Below are 19,891 nucleotides of genomic sequence, written 5' to 3'. Positions count from 1 at the left end.
AAAGCCGCAGGCTGTGCTGCGGCTTGACTGTCCATCGGCGGGGCCCGGCCCGCTCAGAACGGCAGCTTGGGCATGCCGCCGCCACCGCCCATCATTCCCTTCATGGCCTTCATGCCGCCCATGCGCTTCATCATCTTCATGAGGCCGCCGCCCTTCATCTTCTTCATCATCTCCTGCATCTGCTCGAACTCCTTGAGCAGGCGGTTGACTTCCTGGACCTGCACGCCCGCGCCGTCGGCAATGCGCTTCTTGCGCGTGGCCTTGATGATCTCGGGCTTCTTGCGCTCCTTGGCAGTCATCGAGCAGATGATGCCTTCCTTGCGGCGGATCTCGCGCTCGGCCTTGTCCATGTCCACCTGGCCGGCCTTGGCGGTGAGCTGTGCCGGCAGCTTGTCCATGAGGTTGGACAGGCCGCCCATCTGCTTCATCTGCTGGATCTGGGCCAGGAAGTCGTTGAGGTCGAAGCCGTCACCGCTCTTGACCTTCTCGGCCAGCTTCTGGGCGGCCTCCATGTCCACGCCCTTGGTGACCTGCTCGACCAGGGCCACGATGTCGCCCATGCCCAGCACGCGCTGCGCGTGGCGGTCGGCGTCGAAGACTTCCAGGCCGTCGATCTTCTCGGACACGCCGGCGAACTTGATGGGCGCGCCCGTGATCTGGCGCACCGACAGCGCCGCGCCGCCGCGCGAGTCACCATCGAGCTTGGTGAGCACGATGCCGGTCAGGGGCAGGGCCTCCTTGAAGGCCTTGGCCGTGTTGATCGCATCCTGGCCCTGCATGGCATCGACGACGAACAGGGTCTCGACCGGCTTGAGCGTGGCGTGCAGATCCTTGATCTCGGCCATCAGCAGCTCGTCGATGGCCAGGCGGCCGGCCGTATCGACCAGCAGCACGTCAAAGAAGTGGCGCTTGGCGTAGTCCAGCGCGGCCACGGCAATGTCGTGGGGCTTCTGGTCTGGCGTGGAGGGGAACCACTCGGCGCCAGCCTGGCCGGTCACGGTCTTGAGCTGCTCGATGGCGGCCGGGCGGTACACGTCGCCCGACACGGTCAGCACCTTTTTCTTGCGCTTTTCAATCAAGTGCTTGGCCAGCTTGGCCGTGGTCGTGGTCTTGCCGGCGCCCTGCAGGCCGGCCATGAGGATGACGGCAGGCGGCTGGGCGTTGAGATTGATGTCGGCCACGCCCTCGCCCATGGTGGCGGCCAGTTCCTTGTTGACGATGGACACCAGCAGCTGGCCGGGCTGCAGGGAGCCCAGCACCTCCTGGCCCAGCGCTTTTTCCTTGACGCGCGCAACGAAGTCGCGCACCACGGGCAGGGCCACGTCGGCCTCGAGCAGGGCCATGCGCACTTCGCGCAGCATGTCCTGTACGTTGGATTCGGTGATGCGGGCCTGGCCGCGCATCTCCTTGACGAGTCGCGAAAGTTTGTCGGTCAGAGCGGAGGCCATAAGCGGGGAGGAACTGGAGTCGTCGGAAAGGAAAAGGTGTGCTGCAGCGAGCCAGCCGGGGCCAGGTTGCCGAATGGGGCCAGGCGGGGCCGGGTCGCGGCACGGACCCTGCAGATCCCGACGATTCTACCCGCTGCCCCTGCAGGGGTAAGTACCGGCCTTCCCTGCCGCGCAGCGGGCACCGGCCGGCAGTAACATCCACACTGTTTCCATAGATTATGGCTATCGCCCTGTGCAGTGCCGGCTTGCTACCGCCTAGGAGTCTTCATGCCCGATACGCCGTATGGCCAGTTCCTGGACCGTGTCCCCGACGGTTTTCTTCTGTTTGACGAGCAGGGCTGCCTGCTCGATGCCCATGCCTGCGCCAGCCTGGGCCATCACAAGGCCGCCATGCTGGGGCTGGGCATCATGGACGTGTGGCCCGACGCGGACGGACTGAGGCGCGGTCCCTGGCAGGACATGGCCGTGGACAGCCAGGCCCATCTCTGCGGCCGACTGATCCGCCGCGACGGCACCAGCTTCCCCGCCGAGCTCCATATCTATTGCCAGTCGCTGGCGGGCAGGCGGCTTTTCTTCACCACCTGGCACGAGCTCAGCGAGCGCACCGGCCAGGACGAGCCGATCGGCCAGCCCGATGCGCAGCTGGAGCCGCTCCTGCGAAAAAGTACCGGGCCGTGGCAGGATTCGACGCGCCTGCTGGAAGCCGTGATGCACGAAACGCCCGACCTGGTCTTCGCCAAGGACCGGCAGGGCCGCTACACCTTCGTCAACCCCGCCGCCGCGCGCTTTTCCGGGCGCACGCCCGAAGACATCGTGGGCAAGACCGACCAGGAACTGTTCCCCGACAGCAGCTTCACCCACAGCGACCGCCGGGTGCTGGACAGCGACGCCCCCGTGGTGTCGGAGGATCATTTGCTGGTCAACGGGCAGCGCCGCCTCTTCCAGTCCACCAAAATTCCTTACCGCAATGACGAGGGCCGGACCGTGGGCGTGCTGGGCATTGCGCGCGACATCACCCTCATGCGCCAGACCGAGTCCCAGCTGCAAAAAAGCTACGACGTGCTGCGCCAGGCCGAACAGCTGGCGCGCCTGGGCAGCTGGACATGGGAGCTGGACACCGAGCACTTCCAGGCCTCGGAGATGATGTATGTGATGAACGGCCTGGACCCCCAGGGTCCGCCGCTGACGCGCCATGCCCTGCGCGCCATGCTCGGACCGCAGGATCTTGCCCGGCTCACCGCTGCCGTGCAGCTGTGCATCGGCACCGGCCAGTCCTACAGCCTCGATGTCGTGCACCACTGCCCGGACGGACGGAGGTTCGCGGCCCGCCTCATGGGCCGCGCCCTGCGCGACGAGCAAGGCCGCATCGTCGCGCTCAGCGGCACGCTGCAGGACCTGTCCGAACGCGAGGACGCACGCATGCGCCTCGAAGCCCTGGCCGACAACCTGCCCAGCGGCGCCATCTACCGCCTGGAAGGCGGCCTGGCGCAACTGCGGCTCAGCTACATCAGTGCCGGCATAGAGAACCTGATCGGCGTGCCGGCCCACGCCATCATGGCCGACCGTCAGGCCTACCTGAATGCCATCCATCCCGAGGACCTGCCGCACTACCAGCAGATGCTGCAGTGCTCGGTCGATACGCTGCGGGTCTTCGACTGCCGCTTCCGCGTGATCAGGCCCGATGGAGAGATCCGCTGGCTGCGCTGCCGATCGGCCCCCCGGAGCAGCCACGAGGGCATGGTCTGGGACGGCATCATGCTGGACATCACCCGCGAGCGCGAGGCCGAGCAGGCGCTGCAGCAGGCCAAGGAGGCCGCAGAAGCGGCCGAACGGGCCAAGTCGGATTTCCTGGCCATCATGAGCCACGAAATCCGCACCCCCATGAACACCGTCATCGGCATGACGCGCCTGGTACAGCAGACCGCGCTGACATCACGCCAGCGCGGCTACCTGGAGAAGGTGGAGCGCTCGGCCAGCGCCCTGCTGGCCGTGATCAACGACGTCCTCGACTTTTCCAAGATAGAGGCGGGCATGCTGGCGCTGGAGGAAGTGGATTTCGCCCTTGACGATGTGCTGGAGACCGTCTCGGCCTCCACGGCGCTGCGCGCAGAGGAAAAGGGGCTGGAAGTGGTCTATGCGCTGGACCCGCACCTGCCGCCCCGGTTGCGCGGCGACCCGCTGCGCCTGGGCCAGGTGCTGACCAACCTGGTCGGCAATGCCATCAAGTTCACCGAGCATGGCGAGGTGGTGATCTCCCTGCATCTGGAGCCGCCGCTGGCGTGCGCGCCGGTGGAGGCCGACGCGCACGCCACGGCAGCGCCCCTGCACCACCTGTGCGTGAACGTGCGCGACACCGGCATAGGCCTGGATGCATCGCGGGCCGAACGGCTGTTCCAGCCTTTCACCCAGGCCGACATCCAGACCACGCGCCGCCACGGCGGCACCGGCCTGGGCCTGGCCATCTGCCACAGGCTGGTGCAGCTCATGGGCGGCGAGATCAGCGTCTGCAGCCAGCCCGGCCAGGGCAGCAACTTCCGCTTCACGGCCAAGGTCCGGCCTGCCACGGATGCGCCGCTGGACGGCCACGACAACCTGGGCAGCACCGGCGTTCTCATCGTCGATGACAACGCCAGCGCGCGCGAGGCCCTGGCCGCCATGGTGCGCAAACTGGGCATGCGCTGCGATACGGCGGCGGACGGCATGCAGGCGCTGCACATGCTGCAAGAGGCCGCACGCCAGGAATCCCCCTACGGCCTGGCCCTGCTGGACTGGCGCATGCCCGGCATGGACGGGCTGGACCTGGCACGCCGCATGCGCGAGCAGCAGGACCTGGCCAAGACCCCGGCTGCGCTCATGGTCACGGCCTTCGGGCGCGACGAAGTGCAGCTGCAGGCCGCGCAGTTGGGCCCGCGGGGCCTGCTGATCAAGCCCTTGACCGCATCGGCACTGCGCTCGTGCATCCGGGAGGCACTGCGGGACCCCGAATCGCCCCCGCCGGAAAGCCCGGCGGCCGGCCCCTCGCCACAGCAGCGCTACCCGGGCCTGCCTGGGCGCAGGGTGCTGGTGGTGGATGACAACGTACTCAACCGCGAGGTGGCCACCGAGCTGCTGGAGCAGGCCGGCATATCGGTACAGACTGCGCAGGACGGTCTGCAGGCGCTGCAGCTGCTGGACACCCAGCCTTTCGATGCCGTGCTCATGGACGTGCACATGCCCGGCATGGACGGCCTCAGTGTCACGCGCACCATCCGCACGCGCAGCGCGCTGCGGCATCTTCCGGTGATCGCGCTGACTGCGCAGGCCTATGTCGAGGAGCGCGCCCGGATCGAGGCCGCAGGCATGAATGCCCATCTGACCAAACCCGTTGACGATGTGCTGCTGTACGAGACACTGCAGCGCTGCCTGCGCGCGGGCCCTCCTCCAACGGCAGCGCTTGCGCCGGCCGCGCCCTTGCAGCCGACGCCGTCAAGCCCTGCCCAGGCCTGGGATCCGGCACGGCTGCGGCAACGCCTTGCCGGCCAATCGCCGCGCATGCTCCACGCCATCGAAGGCTTTGCCCAGGACTTTGCCGATGCGCCGCAACGGCTGCGCGATGCCGTGCGCAGCGGCCATTGGGACACCGTGGCAACGCTGGTGCACACCTTCAAGGGCAGTCTGGGCTACCTGGGCGCGGACCTGCTGGAGCAATGGTCGGCCATGGCCGAGACCGGTGCGCAAGCCTGCCTGTCAGGCGACGGCAATGGCGGCAACGCCCGGCCCGGCGCCGATCTGCAATCCCTGGTCCAGGCGCTGGCCGATGGACTGCAGGGCCTGCTGGCGGAAATCGCCCGGCGGTCCGGGCAGACGGCCGTAGTGGCCGTGGCGTCCGCGGCCGCCGTGACCGCCGTGACCACTGCCGCGCCCCCCCCGCAGCGGCAGCCGATGACCGCGGAAGAAGTCTCGTCCACCCTGGCTCGGCTGCGGCTGCAGATTGCCGACAGCGACTATGCCGCCATGGCCGAACTGGATCGGCTGCGGCCCCTGGTCGACGGGCGCCATGCGTCCGTGCTGCAGCGCATCCAGCGCTGCACCGAGTCCCTGGAAACCGAGGCGGCGCTGCAGGCGCTCGAACAGCTGGCGCGGAGCATGGCCATGAACCGGACGGTCCTACAGGGAGCTGCAGATGTTTGAAGCCTTGACCGGGCCGGAACTGCCCACGGTCCTCATCGTTGACGACGAACGGCTGAACCGCAGCATGCTGGCCGAGCTGCTGAGCCCCCACTACCGTGTGCTGCTGGCCAAGGACGGCCCGGGTGCGCTGGTGATCGCCCAGCGCGAAGCCCACCGGCTGCAGCTGATCCTGCTGGACCTGGCCATGCCCGGCATGAACGGCTACGAGGTGCTGGGTGCGTTGCGCGCCCAGGAGCGCACCGCCCATATCGCCGTCATCTTCATCACCGGCCAGAGCAATGCCCAGGCCGAGGAATACGGCCTGCGCCTGGGCGCGGCCGACTATGTCTCCAAGCCCATACGTCCCGCCGTGGTCGAGGTGCGCGTGCGCAACCAGATACGCCTGGCCCTGCAGCGCCAGGCCCTGGAGCGCCTGGCCATGGTGGACGGACTGACAGGGCTGGCCAACCGCCGCCACTTCGACGACATGCTGGAGCGCTCCCACCGCCGCAGCCTGCGCACGGGCGAGTCCGTGGGCCTGGCTCTCATTGATATAGACCACTTCAAGCAATACAACGACTGCTATGGCCATGTGCAGGGGGACGAGGCGCTCAAGGCAGTGGCCGCCACGCTGCAGCGCCATGCGCGCCGGCCCTACGACCTGGCAGCGCGCTTTGGCGGCGAGGAATTCGCGCTCATCCTCCCTGGCGAAAGCGACGCCCAGGTCATGGCCGAGAATTTCCGCCAGGAAGTGCTGCGCCTGTCCATCGCCCACGCCGCCTCTCCCACGGCGCCGCTGCTCACCGTCAGTTGCGGCGTACTCACCGTGCGGCAGCCGTCTGCCGCGCCTTTGGAAACCTGGCTGCAGAAGGTGGACGGCCTGCTCTACCAGGCCAAGGCCCTGGGGCGCAATCGCACCGAGGCAGCCATCGAGCCCTGAAGAAAATGCGCTCCGAACCACGGCACGGCGCCCGGATTCTGAGCCTGCACAACCGGCGGCAGGAAAGCCACAGCTATCATAGAAAGATGCTCTCCGTCCCCCTGATTTCCGCCAACGCATCGCCCCTGGGCTGGATGCTGGCGCTTGCCGCAGCCGTGGCCTATGCCGTGCCGGCCGCCGGTGCCCGACGCATCAGCCATGCTGGCGCCCGCGCCGCATTGCGCCTGGCCTGGGTGCTCCACGCCCTGGCCCTGGCCTGGGGCCTGCTCGGGGAACAGCCGCACTTCGGGTTCGCGCCAGCACTGTCCATGACGGCCTGGCTGGTGCTCACCGTCTATGGGGTCGAACAGCAGTTGTTCCCCAAGATGCGCGCGCAATTGGCGCTGTCAGCGCTGGGCACGGCCGCCGTGCTCCTGGCCGCGCTGTTTCCGGGAACGCCCCTGCATGTCAACGCCTCGCCCTGGCTGCCGCTGCACCTGGCGCTGGGCATTGCCTCCTACGGACTGTTCGCCGCCGCCGTGGTCCATGCCTCGCTGATGACACGCGCCGAGCAGCACATGCGGCTGGGCGGCGGCGGGCATGACAGCGGCCTGCCCCTTCTCACGCTGGAGCGCCTGACCTTCCGCTTCGTGTCCGCAGGCTTTGTGCTGCTCACGGCCACGCTGGCCGCAGGCTGGCTGTTCGGCGAACAGCTCTACGGCAAGGCCTGGGTCTGGAACCACAAGTCGGTGTTCTCGCTGCTGTCGTGGCTGACCTTTGCCGTGCTGCTGATCGGCCGTGCGCGCTTTGGCTGGCGTGGCCGCAGCGCCGTGCGCGTGCTCTACGCAGGCGCCGCGCTGCTGCTGCTGGCCTATGCGGGATCACGCTTCGTAATGGAAGTGCTGCTGGAGCGCGCCGCATGAAGTACCTGCTGGTCCTGATCGTCATCGTCATTGCCGTCGGCGTCTGGCGCGGCCAGCGCCGCACCGAGGCCCGTGAGCGGCGCCAGGCGGCTGCGCCGCGCAACCCGGCCAACCCGGCCAACGCGCCGCTGGCGGCTCCACAGGACATGGTCGAATGCGCGCACTGCGGACTGCACCTGCCGCGCAGCGAAGCCATCGAGGCCGCAGGCCGCAGCTATTGCAGCGCCGAGCACCGGGCCCTGGCGCAACGGCGCTGAGCATGCAGGACGCCGCCCGCTCCCCGCCGCCCACCATCGACGAGGCCACGGCGCAGTCGCCGCACGACGCCAACGCCCCCTTCGTCCGGCTGTGGCAGGGATTTCTGACGGGCCGTGTTCTCATCGCCACTGCGCTGCTGCTGCTGCAGCTGGCGCTGCTCAGCGTGCAGCCCGGCGGCAATCCCCTGGTCTGGCTGGTCTGCCTGGGCTACCTGGGGCTGACGCTGCTGGTGCGGCTGACCGCACGCGAGCAGCCGCCCTCTGCCCGCGCCGGCGTGCACTGGCTGCCCGTGATCGGCGTGGACATCGCGGCCATCTGCCTGCTGCAGGTGTTGCAGACAGGCCCGCTCAACTACTCGGCCCTGCTGGCCATCCCCATCCTGATTTCGGCCGTGCTGGGCAATCTGACGCTGGCGCTGGCCACCACGGCCAGCGTCACGCTGCTGACCCTGGGCTGGGTCGCATGGCAGGACCTGGTGGGCCGCATAGAAAGTACCCAGGCCTACTACCAGGCCAGCTTTGCCTGCGCAGGCTATTTCGCCGTGGCCTATCTGACGCACGAGCTGGCGCGCCGCGTGCGGCGCGAGCGGCACTTGGCACAGCACAGCAGCCGCAAGGCCCAGGCCCAGGAGCAGGTCAATGCCCTGGTGATCCGCCACCTGGGCGAAGGCGTGCTGGTGGTTGATCCCCAATTCCGCGTGCAGCAGGCCAACCCGGCCGCGCTGCACCTGCTGGGACTGGCCGACGCGCATGCCCTGCCCTTCGCACTCAAGGAGCACGCCGGCTGGCAGCGGCTGCAGGATGCCGTGGCCCAGAGCTTTGCCCAGAACCTGCCGATATCGGCCGCCATCCATCTGCAGTCCATCGGCCAGGAAGGCATGACGGGACTGCATCTGCGCACCTGGCTGACCGAGGTCGCCACCCCGTCCGACGCCACCGATGCCGCCGAGCCCGCGCTGCTGCAGCAGCTGTGCGTGGTCTTTCTGCACGACCTGCGCGAATTGGAGGCGCGGCTGCGCACGGAAAAGCTGGCCTCCATGGGCCGCATGTCCGCCGCCGTGGCCCATGAGATCCGCAATCCGCTGGCCGCCATCACCCAGGCCAACGCCCTGCTGGCAGAAGATCTGGCGCAGAACCCGGCCCAGCAGCAGCTGTGCCGCATCGTGGGCCAGAACGCCGAGCGGCTGGCGCGCACCGTCGAGGACGTGCTCAACATCGCGCGGGCCCAGCAGCACATTGGCGAGGCCCACGCCGGCCTGCTGGACCTGGACCAGCATGTGGCCCAGGCCTGCCAGGAGTGGCAGGCCCAGGGCCAGCCTGCGCGCAGCATCCAGCTGCTGCTGGACGCGCGCGCAAGGACCGTGGTGTTCGACGGCGAGCACCTGCGCCGCATCCTGGTGAACCTGCTGGACAACGCCCAGCGCTACCGCAGCAACGCCCAGCAGCCGCATACGCTGCAGGTGCTGACCGGCGCGCCGGCCGCAGGCCAGATCTGGCTGCAGGTCTGGAGCGACGGCGCCGCACTGGAGCCCACGGTGCAGCGCCATCTGTTCGAGCCCTTCTTCTCGTCGGAAAGCCGCTCCAGCGGCCTGGGCCTGTACATCTGCCGCGAGCTGTGCCAGCGCTACGATGCAGGCATCAGCTACCAGCGGCTGTCGCGGCCTGCGCCGCACGGCCCTGTCGAGGGCAATGCCTTCAGCATCGTGTTCCGCGCCGGCGCCGCATCGGCTCTGCCGGCCTCCCTGTTTGACCAGATTGTGGTGTGATGCCCTTGAACTCCCTGCCCGCTGCCGCATCGATTCTTGTCGTGGACGACGAGCCGGATCTGCGCACTCTCTATGAACTGACCCTGCTGCGCGAAGGCTACCGCGTGGAAACCGCCGCCAGCGTGGGCGAGGCGCGCGAACAGCTGCAGACCCAGCGCTTCGACGTGGTCATCACCGACATGCGCCTGCCCGACGGCATGGGAATGGAGCTGCTGCAGGACCTGCGCAACCAGCAGCGGCGAGAACGCTGCGTGGTCATGACCGCCTACGGCTCGGCCGAAAATGCCGTCGAAGCCCTGCGCTCGGGCGCCTTCGACTATCTGACCAAGCCCGTGGACCTCAAGCAGTTCCGCCTGGTCGTGGCCTCGGCCGCCCAGGGCGTGGGCGGCGTGCCGCCCCCCGGCGTGATGCCGGCGCGCAGCCCCTCGGCGGCGTCGGCCGCAAGCCCCGTGCTCAGCGGCGGCGGGGCGCTCGACGCCATGGTTGGGGAGTCGCCCGCCATGCAGGCCGTCAAGCAGCGCATTGCCAAGGTGGCGCGCGGCATGGCGCCGGTGCTGGTGCACGGCGAGTCGGGCACGGGCAAGGAGCTGGTGGCGCGCGCCCTGCACGCCTGCAGCCAGCGCGCCCACGGCCCCATGGTGGCCGTGAACTGCGGCGCCATTCCCGAAAACCTGCTGGAGGCCGAGTTCTTCGGCGCCCGCAAGGGCTCCTATACCGGAGCCACCCAGGACCGCGACGGCTATTTCCAGGCGGCACGCGGCGGCACCCTGTTCCTCGACGAAATCGGCGACCTGCCGCTGCCCATGCAGGCCAAGCTGTTGCGCGCCATCCAGGAACGCCGCGTGCGCCCCCTGGGCTCGGCGCAGGAGGAAGCGGCCGACGTGCGCATCGTCAGCGCCACCCACCGCGACCTGGCCGCCGACGTGCAGGCAGGACGTTTTCGCCAGGACCTGTACTACCGCCTCAACGTCATCGAAGTACTTCTTCCGCCGCTGCGCGAGCGCCGCGAGGACCTGCCCGCGCTGTGCCGTGCATTGCTGGCACGGCTGTCGCAGGAGTCGGGCCTGCCCATGCCCGAGATCGACGAGCGTTCCCTGGAGCAGATCGCCCGCCTGCCCCTGCCCGGCAATGTGCGTGAACTGGAGAACCTGCTGCACCGCGCCATCACGCTGGGCGAGGAAGGGCCGCTGCGCATAGACCCCGAGATGCAGCTGCCCTGCGGCACTCCGCCGGCTCCACCCGCATCGACGCAGACCCAGGCGCACGACGGCGCCGCACCGCCGCCGGAGCCTGCCGACATGGAGCTGCCCCGCGACCTGCAGGCCTGGCTGGACGAGCGCGAGCGCGGCATCCTGGTGCAGGCGCTGCAGGAAAACGGCTTCAACCGCACGGCCACGGCCGCGCGCCTGGGGCTGAGCCTGCGCCAGATCCGCTACCGCATCGACCGGCTGAACATCGCCCTGCCCGGCGACGCCAGCGCCGAGGCGGACGGAGGCGGCCATGGCGAAGCCTGATCCGCAGGCACCAGCCACCACGACCATGGGCCCGGCCTGGACCTGGCAAGGCGGCTGGCTGCAACAGGCACGCCACCTGCCCTCGCCCAACTTCGGCGAGCGCCCGGCCCAGGCCCTGGTCGATCTGGTCGTCGTGCACTCCATCAGCCTGCCCCCCGGCGAGTACGGCACGGGGGCGGTCCAGCAACTGTTCACCAACCAGCTCGACTGGGACGCCCATCCTTACTACCAGGGCATACGCGGCCTGGAGGTGTCGACCCATTTCTTCGTCACGCGCCTGGGCGAGGTCTGGCAATTTGTGGACTGTGACGCGCGCGCCTGGCATGCGGGCGCCTCCAGCTGGCGCGGCAAGGACCGCTGCAACGACGACTCCATCGGCATAGAGCTGGAGGGCCTGGAGGGACTGCCGTTCGAGCCGGCGCAATATGCGGCCCTGGAGAACCTGTGCGAAGCCATCGCCGCACGCTACCCCGTCGCCCATCTCGCAGGCCATGAGCACATTGCGCCCGGCCGCAAACGCGATCCCGGCCCCGGCTTCGACTGGCCCCGGCTGCGCGGGCTGCTGTCCCGTCACCAGGCCACGGCGAACTGGCAGCTGCCGCCCCGCGCCGGCCAGCCCTCCACGTAAGCACACACCCTCCTGCCGGACTGCGCCAGGCCTTGCACGCAGGCCGGCTTGTCCACAGGCCCAGGAAAAGTGCGCTGTCAATCCAGAAAGCAACCCATGTGGCGCGCAGGCGCACGCCGGGCCGGCCTGATCTTTTTTTACAAATTCACGCATGTGTCGCAGCCCCACTGTTCATGGGGCTTTCGGCGGTCCGACCGGCGCAGCGGCAAGGCTGTAGCGGCTTGCGACAGGCCATCGCCCGCCAGCCACCGCGCAGCGGTGATCTGCTGCTATGGGCTTGCATGCTGGGCACTGTTTTGGCGCAGCGCAAACAGCGGTTTTCCGGCCGTGAGTACCCCGTGTACATGAGACGGCGATACACTACAGGTAGTGCCTGAGAGCACGCCGGACACCATATCTAGTGTTCACAAGCTGTGCACACCCTGTGAAAACGGTGTGCACATCCGGCCATCGATTCCATCTCCCAGCAAGCCTGCCCCCAGTGCAGGTCCGCGTCCGTTCTATCCACAAACACCCGTTGAGGAAACTCATGCAAGAAGCACTGAATTCTTTGGCTCCCGCTGCGCACGGTGATGCTGCCAATCCTTCCTCCGCCCATCACCTGTCCGTGCAGGACGGCTACCAGATCATCCGCCGCAGCGGCGACGTGGTGCCCTTCACCCCGCAAAAGATCGCCGTCGCGCTGACCAAGGCCTTCCTGGCCGTGCGCGGCGCCCAGGGCGCTGCCTCCGCCAGCGTGCGCGAGACCGTGGACGAGCTCACCCAGGCCGTGGTGCGCGCCCTGCTGCGCTCGCGTCCGGGCGGCGGCACCTTCCATATTGAAGACGTGCAGGACCAGGTCGAGCTGGGCCTGATGCGCGGCGGCCACCACGACGTGGCGCGCGCCTACGTGCTGTACCGCGACCGCCGCAACCAGGAGCGTGCCGAGCAGAAGAAGGCCGCCGAGGCCGCTGCCGCCGCTGCGGCCGCGCCCGCCCCCGTGCTGCATGTGACCGACAACGGCCAGCGCGTTCCTCTGGACCAGGCCCGCCTGCTGGCCCTGATCGAGGCCTCCTGCCGCAACCTCAATGCCGACATCCAGGCCGCGCCCATCGTTGCCGAGACGCTGCGCAACCTGTACGACGGCGTGCCGATCGAAGAAGTCTTCAAGGCCTCCATCCTGGCCGCGCGCACGCTGATCGAAAAGGACCCCGACTACACCTACGTCACCGCCCGCCTGCTGCTGCACACCATCGTGCGCGAGGTCATGGGCCATGACGTGCAGCCTGCCGACATCCAGTCGGCCTACGCCGCCTACTTCCCCGGCTTCATCCAGAAGGGCGTGGACAACGAGCTGCTCAACCCCGAGCTGCTGAACTACGACCTGCCCCGCCTGGCTGCCGCCCTCAAGGCCGAACGCGACCAGCAGTTCGACTACCTGGGCCTGCAGACCCTGTACGACCGCTACTTCCTGCACGTGCGCAAGACGCGCATCGAGCTGCCCCAGTCCTTCTTCATGCGCGTGGCCATGGGCCTGGCGCTGCAGGAAGAGGACCGCAACGCGCGCGCCATCGAGTTCTACGAACTGCTGTCTTCCTTCGACTTCATGAGCAGCACGCCCACGCTGTTCAACAGCGGCACGCTGCGCTCGCAGCTGTCTTCGTGCTACCTGACCACGGTGCCCGACGATCTGGACGGCATCTATGAGTCGATCAAGGAAAACGCCCTGCTGTCCAAGTTCGCCGGCGGCCTGGGCAATGACTGGACGCGCGTGCGCGCCCTGGGTTCGCGCATCAAGGGCACGAACGGCGAGTCGCAGGGCGTGGTGCCCTTCCTCAAGGTGGTCAACGACACGGCCGTGGCCGTGAACCAGGGCGGCAAGCGCAAGGGCGCCGTCTGCACGTACCTGGAGACCTGGCACCTGGACATCGAGGAATTCCTCGAGCTGCGCAAGAACACGGGTGACGACCGCCGCCGCACGCACGACATGAACACGGCGAACTGGATTCCCGACCTGTTCATGAAGCGCGTCATGGAAAAGGGCCAGTGGACCCTGTTCTCGCCCTCCGATGTCGGCGACCTGCACGACCTCTTCGGCGCAGCCTTCGAGCGCGCCTACACGGCCTACGAAACCAAGGCCGACACCGGCGAGCTCAAGCTGTTCAAGCGCATCCCGGCCGTGGACCTGTGGCGCAAGATGCTGTCCATGCTGTTCGAGACCGGCCACCCCTGGGTCACCTTCAAGGACCCCTGCAACGTGCGCTCGCCCCAGCAGCACGCCGGCGTGGTGCACTCGTCCAACCTGTGCACCGAGATCACGCTGAACACCAGCGACACCGAGACCGCCGTCTGCAACCTGGGCTCGGTCAACCTGGCGCGCCACATCACCAACGGCGCCATCGACCACGGCAAGCTGCGCAAGACCATCACCACGGCCATGCGCATGCTGGACAACGTGATCGACATCAACTACTACGCCGTGCAGAAGGCCAAGGACTCCAACCTGCGCCATCGCCCCGTGGGCCTGGGCCTGATGGGCTTCCAGGATGCGCTCTATGAAATGCGCATCGCCTACGCCAGCGACGCGGCCGTCGAGTTCGCCGACCAGTCGATGGAAGCCATCTGCTACTACGCCTACTGGGCCTCCACCGAACTGGCCAGGGAACGCGGCCAGTACTCCAGCTACAAGGGCTCGCTGTGGGACCAGGGCATCCTGCCGCTGGACACGCTGAACCTGCTGGAGAAGGCCCGCGGCGGCTACGTGGAAGTGGACCGTTCCTCGCGCCTGGACTGGGATGCGCTGCGCGCCAAGATCGGCCAGCACGGCATGCGCAACTCCAACTGCGTGGCCATCGCCCCCACGGCGACCATCTCCAACATCGTCGGCGTCGATGCCTCCATCGAGCCTTCGTTCGGCAACCTGTCGGTCAAGTCCAACCTGTCCGGCGAGTTCACCGTCATCAACCAGTACCTGGTGCGCGACCTGAAGCGCCTGGGCCTGTGGGACGACGTGATGGTCATGGACCTCAAGCATTTCGACGGCTCGCTGCGCCCCATCGACCGCGTGCCCCAGGACGTCAAGAACCTGTACGCCACCGCCTTCGAGGTCGAGCCCACCTGGCTGGTCGAGGCCGCTGCACGCCGCCAGAAGTGGATCGACCAGGCCCAGAGCCTGAACATCTACATGGCCGGCGCCTCGGGCAAGAAGCTGGACGACACCTACAAGCTGGCCTGGCTGCGTGGCCTGAAGACCACCTACTACCTGCGCACCACCAGCGCCACCAACATCGAGAAGTCCACGGTGCAAAGCCGCGTGCTCAACGCAGTGCCCACGGCTGCCGCCCAGCCCGCTGCCGTGAGCACCTCCAGCGCCCTGGAAGCCGCGGCAGCCGCCGCACGCGCCCAGGCCCCGGCGACGGACATCAAGTTCTGCGCCATCGACGATCCCGGCTGCGAAGCCTGCCAGTAAGCCGCGCAGCGCGGGGCCTCGCCACGGCGCAGGCCCCGCGCCCTGCCCGCCAGCCAGCGCCATGCGCAGGATCTTCGCCATGGACCTTGGGCCTGCTCAACATGCCAGGCCACCCATGGTCCTACATTGACCGGAGCAGAAAGAGAGGCCTCTTTCGCACCGAATGAACTGAACATATGCCTCAGGGCATGCCGGAGAAAATTGCAATGCTGACCTTTGACGACGACGCCACCCTCTCGAACACGCCGACCGGCGCAGGAGCTGCCCCCGCCACCGGCACACACCAGCGCGTCAACGCCGCCGACAAGCGAATCATCAACGCCAAGACCGACGTCAACCAGCTGGTGCCCTTCAAGTACAAGTGGGCCTGGGAAAAGTACCTGGCCACCTGCGCCAACCACTGGATGCCGCAGGAAGTGAACATGAACCGCGACATCGCCCTGTGGAAGGACCCCAACGGCCTGACCGAGGACGAGCGCCGCATCGTCAAGCGCAACCTGGGCTTCTTCGTGACGGCCGACTCGCTGGCTGCCAACAACATCGTGCTGGGCACCTACCGCCACATCACCGCACCCGAGTGCCGCCAGTTCCTGCTGCGCCAGGCCTTCGAGGAAGCCATCCACACCCACGCCTACCAGTACATCGTGGAGTCGCTGGGCCTGGATGAAGGCGAGATCTTCAACGCCTATCTCGAGGTTCCCTCCATCCGCGACAAGGACGAATTCCTGATCCCCTTCATCGAGGCGATCATGGACCCCAGCTTCAAGACCGGCACCTTCGAGACCGACCAGACGCTGCTGAAGTCGCTCATCGTTTTCGCCTGCCTGATGGAGGGCCTGTTCTTCTACGTGGGCTTCACGCAGATCCTGGCCCTGGGGCGTCAGAACAAGATGACCGGCGCTGCCGAGCAGTACCAGTACATCCTGCGCGACGAGTCCATGCACTGCAACTTCGGCATCGACCTGATCAACCAGCTCAAGCTCGAAAATCCGCAGCTGTGGACACCCGAATTCAAGGAAGAAATCACGGCGCTTTTCGTCAAGGCCGTCGAGCTGGAATACCGCTACGCAGAGGACACCATGCCGCGCGGCGTGCTGGGCATGAACGCATCGATGTTCAAGGGCTACCTGCGCTACATCGCCAACCGCCGCGCCACGCAGATCGGCCTGGAGGCCCTGTTCCCCAACGAGGAAAACCCGTTCCCCTGGATGAGCGAGATGATCGATTTGAAGAAGGAACGTAACTTCTTTGAGACACGCGTCATCGAGTATCAAACCGGAGGCGCACTTTCCTGGGATTAATCGCTTCTCTGCAGGCACAATGCGAACCATGACGCGCTTCACGCTTTTGCAATACCGATGGTGTTGCGGCGTGGGGCGTCTCCGTGTTCATTGCGATGCGTCACTCCACATCGCATTGAATCGCTTCGGAGCCCCGTACCCCGAAGTGTTTTGTGCAAATCAACGAAGGAGAAGATGATGGCAACTGCGAAGAAGACGGCCTCTACCAAGGCCCCCACCGACAAGAAGACCACCGCCAAAAAGGCGGCCGCCCCCAAGGCTGAAGCCGTGAAGAAAGCCACGGCCACTACTGCCAAGGCAGCGCCCGCCAAGAAGGCTGCGGCTCCTGCTGCAAAGAAGGCTGCCGCTCCCGCCAAGAAGGCTGCGGCTCCTGCTGCAAAGAAGGCTGCTGCGCCTGCTGCGAAGAAGGCCGCTGCTCCCGCCAAGAAGGCTGCTGCTCCTGCTGCCAAGAAGGCCGCCGCTCCTGCCAAGAAGGCTGCTGCGCCTGCTGCAAAGAAGGCCGCTGCTCCCGCCAAGAAGGCTGCTGCTCCTGCTGCAAAGAAGGCCGCTGCTCCCGCCAAGAAGGCTGCTGCTCCTGCTGCCAAGAAGGCCGCCGCTCCCGCCAAGAAGGCCGCTGCGCCTGCTGCAAAGAAGGCCGCCGCTCCTGCCAAGAAGGCTGCTGCTCCTGCTGCAAAGAAGGCCGCTGCTCCCGCCAAGAAGGCTGCTGCTCCTGCTGCCAAGAAGGCCGCAGCTCCTGCCAAGAAGGCTGCTGCGCCTGCTGCCAAGAAGGCCGCAGCGCCCGCCAAGAAGGCTGCTGCTCCTGCTGCAAAGAAGGCTGCCGCGCCTGCCAAGAAGGCTGCTGCTCCTGCCGCCAAGAAGGCCGCAGCTCCCGCCAAGAAGGCTGCAGCTCCTGCGGCCAAGAAGCCCGCCGCTGCACCGGCTGCCAAGCCCGCAGCAGCACCCGCCAAGGCTGCAGCAGCTCCTGGCGCTCCCGCCAAGAAGGCTGCAGCGCCGAAGAAGGCCGCTGCTCCCAAGAAGGCCGCAGCAGCTCCCGCCGCTGCCGCGCCTGCAGCTCCCGCTGCCGCACCCGCGCCCATCGCGCAAACCCGCCTGGCACCCCAAGCCGCATGGCCCTTCCCCACAGGCAGCAAGCCCTGAGACTTCTCCGGTCTCAAAGCAAAAAGCCCGGCTCTTTCGAGTCGGGCTTTTTTCATTGCGACGATGGCGGCTGTACCGCCACCCGGCGATCACCGCCTCAGGGCTTGGCGAAGTCCAGCACGTAGTTCTGCGGGCCGCGGCTGGCAATCTTGAGCGCACCCAGGCGGTTGCCCAGTTCTGCACAACGCACCAGATCCCAGCCACGCTCCAGGCCGAAAAGCAGGGCGCCACGCCACGCGTCGCCACAGCCCGTGGGGTCGACCACGGCAGCGGGCTGCACAGGCGCCACCGGGGTCCTGGTGCCTTGCACCCAGACCTCGCAGCCTTGCGCGCCCAGCGTCACCACCAGGCCCTGCACCTGCCCTGAAATCTGCTCCAGGCTCCAGCCCGTGCGCTCGCTGAGCATGCGGGCTTCATAGTCGTTCACGGCCACCCAGTCGGCCTGCTCGATGAAGCGGCGCAGATCCTGCCCGTCGAACATGGGCAGGCCCTGGCCCGGATCGAAGACGAAGGGAATGCCTGCAGCCTTGAACTGCTGGGCATGCTCGATCATGGCCTCGCGGCCATCGGGAGCGATGATGCCCACGCGCACCTGCTCCCTGAGTTCGGGCGTGATGCGGTTGCCGTGGGCCTGCATCATGGCGCCCGGGTGGAAGGCCGTGATCTGGTTGTTGTCGCGGTCGGTCATGATCATGCACTGGGCCGTGTGCGTGTCCTGCAACTGGCCGATGTGCGCCGTGTGCACGCCCAGATCCTGCAGGCGCTGCACATAGTCGGCACCGTCACTGCCCACCATGGCCATGGGCCAGGCATCGCCCCCCAGCAGCCTCAGCGCATAGGCGATGTTGCCCGCGCACCCGCCGAAATCGCGGCGCAGCGTGGGCACCAGGAAGGACACATTGAGGATGTGCAACTGGTCAGGCAGGATCTGGTCGGCAAACCTTCCGTCGAAGGTCATGATGTTGTCGAACGCAAGCGATCCGCAGATGAGAGCGGCCATGGTGTGTCTCGGCTTTCTTGAAGAGTCAGGGGAATCAGGGATAAAAAACCAGGGCGCGGTAACCGGCAACGGCGGACTCCAGGCCCTGCACTTCGACCGGGGCGGTCACGCTCCATTCGCCATGGCCCTCGATCTGCGCGGGGGCACCGAACTGGTCGAGCCGGATCACGCGCCGCAGCAGCAGCTTGTCCTGCGCATCGGTGAGCGTGAGTTCGACAGCGGGCATGGCCACGGGGAAGTCGGAACGGTTCTCCAGGGTCAGGCTCCATTGGTACTGGCCGTTGCGCGGCAGCTGCCGAAAACCCGAACTGCCGATCACCACATCGCCGATCTGTCGGCGCGGCTGCAGCTCGCAGCCCGCCATGGCGCACAGGGTCTGCAGCGTGGGCGCCAGCGAAGGATGCTGCACGGCCAGCGCATCGCGCCGGCCCCACATCACCTGGCCTGCCAAAGCGCCCGCGCCCAGCAGGCAGCCCAGCACAAGGGCCACGCGTACGGCAGGCCGGCGCCAGAAGGCCTTGCGCCGCGCCTGACGCACAAAGCCGGGCTCGGCCTCGGGCAGCGCAGGCTGGTCGTCGCTGCCACCCTCGCCGTCGCTGTCGGGCCAGCGGGAGAACTCCGGCGAAGGCACGGATACCTGCGCCTGCCGCTCCGATTCACGGACCAGGCCCGTCGGGACGGACAGCGAAGGCGCATCGGCTTTCTGGGACGGCACGGCACCGTCCACCTTGTGCGGCGATGGCGCGGAAACAGGCTTGTGTTCAGGCTCGGGCTGGGGTTCAGGCTCGGGTTCGGGCTCCAGGCCGGACGGGGACGCCACCGCCGGCCCATGCCGCGCGTCAGGCTGGGGCTGCGCCGCTGGTGCAGCCACAGACGCCGCCAGGATCTCGTCCACCAGCGACGCGCCAGGCAGCTCGCGGCCCGGATCGTCGGCGGCAAAAGCCGAAGGGGTCTGCGCAGGCGGTGCCGGGGACGCGGGCGCGGGCGCCTGCGGAGCCGCAGCTTCGGCAGGCGGCACGGCAGGCGAAGGCTCGACCCTGGCAGCAGGCGCCGTGCTTGCAGCAGTTGCCGTGGCTGCAGCCGGTGCCGGAGCACCCCGCCCCGGCAGCCCCACGGGCGCCGTCGGCAGCCACATGGACTCCCGGAATTCGCGGATGTCATCGTCCTCGAATTCCGGCCCATCGAGCGATGCCCCGCCCGCCACGGGATTGCCGGCGGCATGCGCAGGCGTGGCCGGCAGGGGCTGCAGATCCTCGGAGGCATCGAACACTTCATGGCAGACGCCGCAGCGCACCCACCCCTGCGAAATTCGCAGCTGGTCGGCCACCACTTTGAAGCGGGTTCCACAGGCAGGACAGCGGGTGACTTGGCTCATCAGCGATCGATTGTAGGCAGCTGCTC

The 19,891-nt window shown here is 67.6% G+C and carries 13 protein-coding genes; 10 read left to right on the top strand and 3 right to left on the bottom strand.

Annotated features, from left to right (window positions below; all coding sequences use genetic code 11):
• Positions 1 to 53: 53 nt before the first annotated feature.
• Positions 54 to 1,448, bottom strand: coding sequence for a signal recognition particle protein (gene ffh / locus ACF8ME_RS18590; protein ID WP_016447993.1), 1,395 nt, complete (start codon positions 1,446 to 1,448; stop codon positions 54 to 56).
• Between the two features lie 267 nt (positions 1,449 to 1,715).
• On the opposite strand from ffh, the gene ACF8ME_RS18585 reads away from it, so the two are divergent.
• The 10 genes from ACF8ME_RS18585 to ACF8ME_RS18540 all read left to right on the top strand — a co-directional run bounded on the left by ACF8ME_RS18585 (position 1,716) and on the right by ACF8ME_RS18540 (position 17,490).
• On the top strand, positions 1,716 to 5,618 hold the full coding sequence (locus ACF8ME_RS18585) for a response regulator (RefSeq protein WP_392417740.1): 3,903 nt from the start codon (positions 1,716 to 1,718) through the stop codon (positions 5,616 to 5,618).
• Entirely contained in the window at positions 5,611 to 6,537 is a 927-nt protein-coding gene (locus ACF8ME_RS18580; protein WP_392417738.1) for a diguanylate cyclase, read from the top strand. The genes ACF8ME_RS18585 and ACF8ME_RS18580 overlap by 8 nt, the downstream gene beginning before the upstream one ends.
• A gap of 86 nt (positions 6,538 to 6,623) precedes the next feature.
• On the top strand, positions 6,624 to 7,439 hold the full coding sequence (locus ACF8ME_RS18575; protein ID WP_017407444.1) for an inner membrane protein YpjD: 816 nt from the start codon (positions 6,624 to 6,626) through the stop codon (positions 7,437 to 7,439).
• On the top strand, positions 7,436 to 7,696 hold the full coding sequence (locus tag ACF8ME_RS18570; RefSeq protein WP_016453148.1) for a PP0621 family protein: 261 nt from the start codon (positions 7,436 to 7,438) through the stop codon (positions 7,694 to 7,696). Before ACF8ME_RS18575 ends, ACF8ME_RS18570 begins: the two co-directional genes overlap by 4 nt.
• A gap of 2 nt (positions 7,697 to 7,698) precedes the next feature.
• Positions 7,699 to 9,462, top strand: coding sequence for a PAS domain-containing sensor histidine kinase (locus tag ACF8ME_RS18565; protein ID WP_312840208.1), 1,764 nt, complete (start codon positions 7,699 to 7,701; stop codon positions 9,460 to 9,462).
• Positions 9,462 to 10,976, top strand: coding sequence for a sigma-54 dependent transcriptional regulator (locus ACF8ME_RS18560; RefSeq protein WP_017407447.1), 1,515 nt, complete (start codon positions 9,462 to 9,464; stop codon positions 10,974 to 10,976). Before ACF8ME_RS18565 ends, ACF8ME_RS18560 begins: the two co-directional genes overlap by 1 nt.
• On the top strand, positions 10,963 to 11,604 hold the full coding sequence (gene ampD / locus ACF8ME_RS18555; RefSeq protein WP_392417736.1) for a 1,6-anhydro-N-acetylmuramyl-L-alanine amidase AmpD: 642 nt from the start codon (positions 10,963 to 10,965) through the stop codon (positions 11,602 to 11,604). The genes ACF8ME_RS18560 and ampD overlap by 14 nt, the downstream gene beginning before the upstream one ends.
• Positions 11,605 to 12,133: 529 nt before the next feature.
• On the top strand, positions 12,134 to 15,052 hold the full coding sequence (locus ACF8ME_RS18550) for a ribonucleoside-diphosphate reductase subunit alpha (protein ID WP_016448001.1): 2,919 nt from the start codon (positions 12,134 to 12,136) through the stop codon (positions 15,050 to 15,052).
• Between the two features lie 206 nt (positions 15,053 to 15,258).
• Positions 15,259 to 16,353, top strand: a complete 1,095-nt coding sequence (locus tag ACF8ME_RS18545; protein ID WP_016448002.1) for a ribonucleotide-diphosphate reductase subunit beta — start codon at positions 15,259 to 15,261, stop codon at positions 16,351 to 16,353.
• Positions 16,354 to 16,530: 177 nt separating this feature from the next.
• Entirely contained in the window at positions 16,531 to 17,490 is a 960-nt protein-coding gene (locus ACF8ME_RS18540) for a hypothetical protein (protein ID WP_392417734.1), read from the top strand.
• Positions 17,491 to 17,587: 97 nt separating this feature from the next.
• On the opposite strand, the gene ACF8ME_RS18535 is transcribed toward ACF8ME_RS18540, so the two are convergent.
• Both ACF8ME_RS18535 and ACF8ME_RS18530 read right to left on the bottom strand, forming a co-directional pair.
• Positions 17,588 to 18,490, bottom strand: a complete 903-nt coding sequence (locus tag ACF8ME_RS18535; protein ID WP_160852018.1) for a carbohydrate kinase family protein — start codon at positions 18,488 to 18,490, stop codon at positions 17,588 to 17,590.
• A gap of 34 nt (positions 18,491 to 18,524) precedes the next feature.
• Positions 18,525 to 19,865 carry a zinc-ribbon and DUF3426 domain-containing protein gene (locus ACF8ME_RS18530; RefSeq protein WP_392417732.1) on the bottom strand — a complete coding sequence of 447 codons (1,341 nt, stop codon included), beginning with the start codon at positions 19,863 to 19,865 and terminating at the stop codon, positions 18,525 to 18,527.
• Positions 19,866 to 19,891: the final 26 nt, after the last annotated feature.

The organism is Delftia sp. WSY_7 (genome assembly GCF_043104845.1).
Taxonomy (GTDB): domain Bacteria; phylum Pseudomonadota; class Gammaproteobacteria; order Burkholderiales; family Burkholderiaceae_C; genus Comamonas; species Comamonas tsuruhatensis.
Note: the sequence above shows the minus strand (reverse complement) of the source record. Positions and strands in the feature narration are given on the sequence as shown.